This is a genomic window from Microcystis sp. BLCC-F209, from assembly GCF_041928595.1.
In the GTDB taxonomy this organism is placed as follows: domain Bacteria; phylum Cyanobacteriota; class Cyanobacteriia; order Cyanobacteriales; family Microcystaceae; genus Microcystis.
Map to the genome: position 1 here is coordinate 1 of NZ_JBHFLL010000261.1, position 6,156 is coordinate 6,156.

The 6,156-nt window shown below is 35.5% G+C and carries 9 protein-coding genes; all 9 read left to right on the forward strand.

Features of this window, described 5'->3' with window-relative positions:
• The first annotated feature begins 445 nt into the window (after positions 1 to 445).
• On the forward strand, positions 446 to 652 hold the full coding sequence (locus ACE1AQ_RS16545) for a type II toxin-antitoxin system HicB family antitoxin (RefSeq protein WP_039900529.1): 207 nt from the start codon (positions 446 to 448) through the stop codon (positions 650 to 652).
• Positions 645 to 845, forward strand: a complete 201-nt coding sequence (locus ACE1AQ_RS16550; protein WP_106909232.1) for a type II toxin-antitoxin system HicA family toxin — start codon at positions 645 to 647, stop codon at positions 843 to 845. The genes ACE1AQ_RS16545 and ACE1AQ_RS16550 overlap by 8 nt, the downstream gene beginning before the upstream one ends.
• A 488-nt stretch (positions 846 to 1,333) precedes the next feature.
• Complete coding sequence (locus tag ACE1AQ_RS16555) at positions 1,334 to 1,615, forward strand: type II toxin-antitoxin system RelE/ParE family toxin (protein WP_002740810.1); 282 nt, start codon at positions 1,334 to 1,336, stop codon at positions 1,613 to 1,615.
• A 9-nt stretch (positions 1,616 to 1,624) separates the two neighbouring features.
• A complete protein-coding gene (locus ACE1AQ_RS16560) occupies positions 1,625 to 1,939 on the forward strand; it encodes a HigA family addiction module antitoxin (RefSeq protein ID WP_002737909.1) in 315 nt (104 codons plus the stop codon).
• A gap of 352 nt (positions 1,940 to 2,291) precedes the next feature.
• On the forward strand, positions 2,292 to 2,498 hold the full coding sequence (locus ACE1AQ_RS16565) for a type II toxin-antitoxin system HicB family antitoxin (RefSeq protein ID WP_002740815.1): 207 nt from the start codon (positions 2,292 to 2,294) through the stop codon (positions 2,496 to 2,498).
• Positions 2,488 to 2,709, forward strand: coding sequence for a type II toxin-antitoxin system HicA family toxin (locus ACE1AQ_RS16570; protein ID WP_110543144.1), 222 nt, complete (start codon positions 2,488 to 2,490; stop codon positions 2,707 to 2,709). Before ACE1AQ_RS16565 ends, ACE1AQ_RS16570 begins: the two co-directional genes overlap by 11 nt.
• Before the next feature lie 125 nt (positions 2,710 to 2,834).
• A complete protein-coding gene (locus ACE1AQ_RS16575) occupies positions 2,835 to 3,107 on the forward strand; it encodes a hypothetical protein (RefSeq protein ID WP_110543141.1) in 273 nt (90 codons plus the stop codon).
• A gap of 179 nt (positions 3,108 to 3,286) precedes the next feature.
• A complete protein-coding gene (locus ACE1AQ_RS16580) occupies positions 3,287 to 4,636 on the forward strand; it encodes an AAA family ATPase (protein WP_002800942.1) in 1,350 nt (449 codons plus the stop codon).
• A partial coding sequence (locus ACE1AQ_RS16585) for a tetratricopeptide repeat protein (protein WP_374808827.1) occupies positions 4,623 to 6,156 on the forward strand: 1,534 nt, incomplete at its 3' end. The genes ACE1AQ_RS16580 and ACE1AQ_RS16585, both read left to right, overlap by 14 nt.

Below are 6,156 nucleotides of genomic sequence, written 5' to 3' on the forward strand. Positions count from 1 at the left end.
TAAGTAGGTAGGCACAATTATTTGTAGGATGGGTTAGCGGTAGCGTAACCCATGCGGGCGTTGGGTTTTATGCTTCAACCCAACCTATGTTCATTTTATATTTAATTCCACCCACCTACTTAGAAGTGGGTGGTAACGCACCACTCTCTTAACTATAACCGTTCAGGGGAGGTATCAAGCAGCCAGTGATATTGACTCTGTGGAATTGATTGATACCCAATTTTTGCAGGTGATGGAAAACTATACAACAAGGTTAGAAGAACAAGGAAATAACAATCCTATTGCTTGGTTACGGAACATAGCGCAATAGTTGGGGCAGTTTCTCAACCCTCAAGCGAGAAGTATAGAGGAATATCAGGGGTTTTTATTAGAGGTATTACAAGCAAAAGCAGAGATTAATGATGGCTGTGCTATAATAACTGACAACGATTATTATTATAAAAATATGCAGTATAAAGTCAGTCTTAAGAAAACAGAAGAAGGATATGCTGTTTGGTGTCCCGGTTTACCAGGCTGTGCTTCTCAAGGTACAACAAAAGAAGAAGCTCTCAATAATATTCAAGATGCTATTGTGTCTTATTTAGAAGTTGCCGAGGAATTGAATCAAGGTGTAGAATCTTGTTATGTGGAAGTTGAATTAAATCATGCCTAGTCTTCCCGGAATTAATCATCAACGAGCCATTAAAGCCTTTGAAAAAGCAGGATTTAGGATCGTTCGACAGGGTAAACATATTACAATGACTGATGGAGAGCATATCTTAACAATTCCCAGAGCTAATCCAATTAATGCTTATACAATGGGAACAATTATTAAAGGTGCTGGAATGTCTATTGAAGAATTTTAAAAACTTTTGTAAAAGCATCGGATTAAGGTTATGGACGAAAAACGCCCCCAAGCTTATGTTAATTTAATTGAATAGTTGCTCGCTTGTACTGATGATGAGGAACGAACTAATATTCTGCAAGCAAATCAGGAATTGATTGACCCCCAATTTTTGCAGGTGATGGAAAACTATGCAACGGGGTTAAAATAATAAGGATACAATAATAACCATGCAGATTGATTTAACACAAAACTTTGGGCAATATCTCAACCCTCAAGCGAGAAATATAGAAGAATATGAGGTGTTTTTAACTGTTGGGGACATTGACAATAGGCTAAGGTGTTGTTAGTATATCCAACATGAAGGCTACCGCGATCATTTGTCGTCGCGTCATCTTGGCCCCAGACGCATTCGCAGAAGTCACTGTCTGGCCTGTTCCCCAACCAGTTCTGCCATCGGATCATCCTTACGTCATATACTTAGAAGTAGGATAAGAAATTGTTTAGAGAGTGATCCAAAACTTTAAAGATAAAGAAGCTCAAAAAGTTTTTGAACGTAAACATTCGCGTAAATTGCCATTAGATATCCAACAAGTGGCATTGCGAAAATTGCGGATGCTTAATCGTGCGGAAACCCTGCAAGATCTTCGTGTCCCACCAGCAAATCGATTGGAACGTCTGGTTGGTGACAGGGAAGGTCAATATAGCATTCGGGTTAACGATCAATGGCGAATTTGCTTTGTCTGGCAAAACGGTGATGCTCTAGACGTAGAAATCGTTGATTATCATTGAGGTAAAATAATGAATGAAGATAAACTAATGCCAATTCATCCCGGTGAGGTTCTTTTAGAGGAATTTATCAAGCCAATGAACCTTAGTCAGAATCAAATAGCTCTGGCTCTTGGAGTTCCTGAACAATGTATTAACGAAATCGTTCACGGAAAGCGGTGTATCACGGCGGATATAGCTCTTCGGTTAGCTCGTTATTTTGATATGTCACCGCGATTTTGGCTGGGATTACAAATGGATTACGATCTGGACGTTGTTGAAGATGAAATAGGAGATCAATTGGACAAAGAAGTTGCTGTAATGACAGTTATTTGTGCAGAAAAGTAATTTGTTTGATATGTTCTAAGGCAGAAACTTGGAATATATCAAACAAATTTGGCATCGATCCCCCTTGACAATCACGAATATTTATTGTATCACACTATATCATAAGGTCGCTCTCTCTCAAAAAAAATCACAGTTCATCACATAATCACATCAATCACAGTACAGACAATGAGGGAAGACTATGCAACAGGGTTAGAAGAACAAAGAAATAATACTCCTGTTGCTTGGTTACGGGGTATAAAGTATAGAATCTTGTTATGTAGAAGTCTAAAGCATGATCTATATGATTATTTAATTGACTGTCATTCTAGCCTGACCTATAATTATGGAAAGCTCAATCAGGAAAGTGAAAATGAGACAGGTACTTACAGCGAGAATTTTTCAAGAAGATAATTGGTTTGTTGCCCAATGTTTAGAGGTTGATGTTGCTAGTCAAGGGGAAACGGAAACCGAGGCGTTAAACAATCTGCAAGAGGCTTTAGAATTACATTTTGAACCGCCTTGTGCAACAGTTATTCCCCGATTACAGAAGATAGAGGTAGAAATCAATGCCGCTTAAGCCTTTATCTTATCGTGAGATTAAACGCAAGTTGGAAGCGGCAGGGTTTGAAGTTATTAGTCAAAAGGGGAGTCATGTTAAGTTTGCCAAGGATACTCCCGAAGGAAAAATGACAACGATTGTTCTCTGTTATAAGGAGGTAACAATCGGTACAATTAGCAGTATTTTAAGGCAAGCGGGATTAAGGGTTGATGAGTTTGAGCGTTTATAGTTAATATCCTCTATAGCATTCTGTGTCATAATCGCCCTATATCAAGGGGACTCATCCTATCATAGAGTCATCCGCCAAAAAACATCATAGTCCCTCATTCAATCATTCTAATCACAGTACAGACAATGAATGAACAACGCGCCCAAGCTTATGTTAATTTAATTGAACAGTTGCTCGCTTGTACTGATGATGAGGAACTCAACAATATTCTGCAAGCAAATCAGGAATTGATTGATCCCGAATTTTTGCAGCTGATGGAAAACTATGCAACAGGGTTAGAAAAACAAGGAAATAATAATGATGCGGCTTTTTTACGGGATATGGCGCAACAGTTGGGGCAATTTCTCACCCTTCGACTGGTCAATACTGGATTTAGGGCAAACGCATCTAAATTCTAGATTCCTTATCTAATAAGACTTTCAGCTTTTCAGAAAAAATCAACCATGATCTCGAAAACCCTTATCCAGCCTACCTTTCAAAAATAAGGTGCGTTCCCCGTGATACTGGATTTAGGGAGATTGTATTTTTTGAAAAGCTATAATATAATTAATTATGATTATTCAGATAATATTGTTCAATGACTATGACCAAAACTAATCTTGCCAAAAATCTCAAAGAAGCTTACCGAGTTTGTAATCTTGATCCTCTAAGGGGTGAAGCTATGAAACGATATTATGTTGATTTATCAAAAGTTCGCAATACCAAAGCTATAGGTCAAGTTGATACAATTCTTGAATTTCAAGAACCTGAAAAATTTACAACAATTTTATTTACAGGTCATCGTGGCTGTGGAAAAAGCACAGAATTAAGGCGAATTCAGGAAAGATGGCAAGAAAAATATTTTATTATTTATTTAGAAGCTGATCGGGAAATTGACATTGAAGATGCGCGTTATATAGACTTATATTTAGTATTAATTAAGCAAATTGAATATGAACTCAGACAACGAGGAATTAAGTTTGATGATGAACTTCTGGGTAATTTTGAAGCTTGGTTTAAAGATATCACAGAAGAAACAGAGGAAACCGTTGAGAAGTCTGTGAGTATGTCGGGAACTTTAGATGTTAGTTCCTCTCCCTTTCCTATTCCTTTTGTAGCTAAATTATTAGTGAAATTATTAGCACAAATTAAAGGGTCTGATAAACGTAAAAAAACAATTCGTCAAACCTTGGAACAAGATATTTCTCGCTTACAAGCTGATGTAAATTTTTTACTAGATGATGGGTTTAGAAAATTACAGCAAAAATTTCCTCAATATCAAGGATTTTTAGTAATATTCGACAATTTAGATCGAGTAACACCAGAAGTAGGCGATCATTTATTTTTCGATTATGCAGCACAGTTACAAGCCTTGGGATGCAATATTATTTATACTGTGCCAATTTCTACAATCTATTCAGCTAAAAAAGTCAATAATTTTTTCGAGAACTCTAATATTGTCCCGATGATCAATATCTACAATTTACAAAGAAATAAGCCCGATTTAGACTATCAAGAAGAAGCCTTAAAAGCTGTTGCTAAATTAATTGAAGTTAGGGTTAATGTTCAGGATATTTTTGCTAATTACGATGATTTATTAAGTTTAGCTAAAGCTAGTGGCGGTCATGTTAGACAACTAATGCAAATGATGAGAACTGCTATTACTTCAGCAAATGCAAAAGGCGGCTCTAAAATTGATAGTGAAGACGTACAAACTGCCATTAAACAAGTACAATTTGATTTTGAAAGAGTCATTCCTGATGAGCATTATACTCATTTAGTAAATGTCTATTTAAACAAGGAAATTAATAACAATCAAATTGGACAACTTATGTTATTTAATACTTCTGCCTTAGAATATAATGGTAATGATAGATGGAACTATATCAATCCAGTTGTTGAATCTATTCAAGCTTTTAAAAAGGTATTAAAAAATGTTAGAAACTAAATCTTTCTCTATTTCTAATCATCGTTTATTTTTAGTAAAAAATCAGCAGAGATTAGCTGAGTTACTAACTTTTATTGATTTTGCCGAAGGATTAACTATTGGCTTTATTGAAGTTAACCGCAATGAGGAAGCTAACTGGATAGTTGAGAGTTTAATGAATAATTCTCAATGTCAAAATATACAATTTATTGTTTTAAATATAGATGATTCTCAGGTGCGTTTTTTATTAGATGAAATTTTAAACTATTTATCTAAAAATCCCCCTTTAGAAGATAAAAAGCAAGTGTTAATTATCAAAGGATTAGAAAATTCTATCGGATTTAAGGATTATCCCCCTATTTTACAAAATCTCAATTTTGTTAGAGACGCTTTTACTTATGATGTTCCTTATCCCATATTATTTTGTTTACAAAACGATACTATTACTAGATTTGCTAGATTTGCCCCTGATTTTTGGGCTTGGAAATCAGGTATTTTTAAGTTTGAATCTCTACCAGAAGAAAAAAATATTGATCGTCAATTTGTGAATTTTGCTCGGGTTCTTGAACGAGATGGAGTATCAGAAACTCAAGCAAGAATTGATCTATTAACTAGATTATTTGCAGAGTATTCAGCAGAAAAAAATATATCTATGATGATAACAACTTTACAGCAATTAGGGGTTGCTTATTACCGTAGAGGAGAGTTACAAAAAGCGGAAGAATCTTTGCTAGAAGCTTGGAATTTAAGTAATCAAATAACATCATTAGAACCGACAAAAGTAGCCACTCTTGAGACCTTGGGTTATGTATATAAGAAATTAAAGAAATATGAGGAAGCAGAAACAATTTATCAACAGGTTTTGAATGTTTATTCTGAGCAAAATTTTTCTCAAAAATGGGCTAAAATTCAAAATAGTTTAGGTAATGTTTATCTTGACAAGAATCAAGGCAGTAAAGCTGATAATTTAGAAAGGGCGATCTCTTGTTTTAATTCTGCTTTAGAAGTATATACCCGTGATAGCTTTCCTTCTGAATGGGCAATGACACAAAATAATCTGGGGGTTGCTTATAGTAATCGCATCAGAGGGAAAAGAGCGGATAATTTAGAGTTAGCTATTGTTGCTTATAACCAGTCTTTAGAAGTATATACCCGTGATAGCTTTCCTGAACAATGGGCAATGACACAAAATAATCTGGGCAATGCTTATAGTGATCGTATCAGAGGGGAAAAGGCAGAAAATTTAGAGTTAGCTATTGTTGCTTATAACCTGTCATTAGAAGTATATACTCGTGATAGCTTTCCTGAACAATGGGCAGGAACACAAAATAATCTGGGGAATGCTTATAATAAGCGCATCAGAGAGGAAAGAGCGGATAATTTAGAGTTAGCTATTGTTGCTTATAACCTGTCATTAGAAGTATATACCCGTGATAGCTTTCCTTATGAATGGGCAATGACACAAAATAATCTGGGCAATGCTTATAGTGATCGTATCAGAGGGGAAAAGGCAGAAAATTTAGAGTTAGCTATTGTTGCTT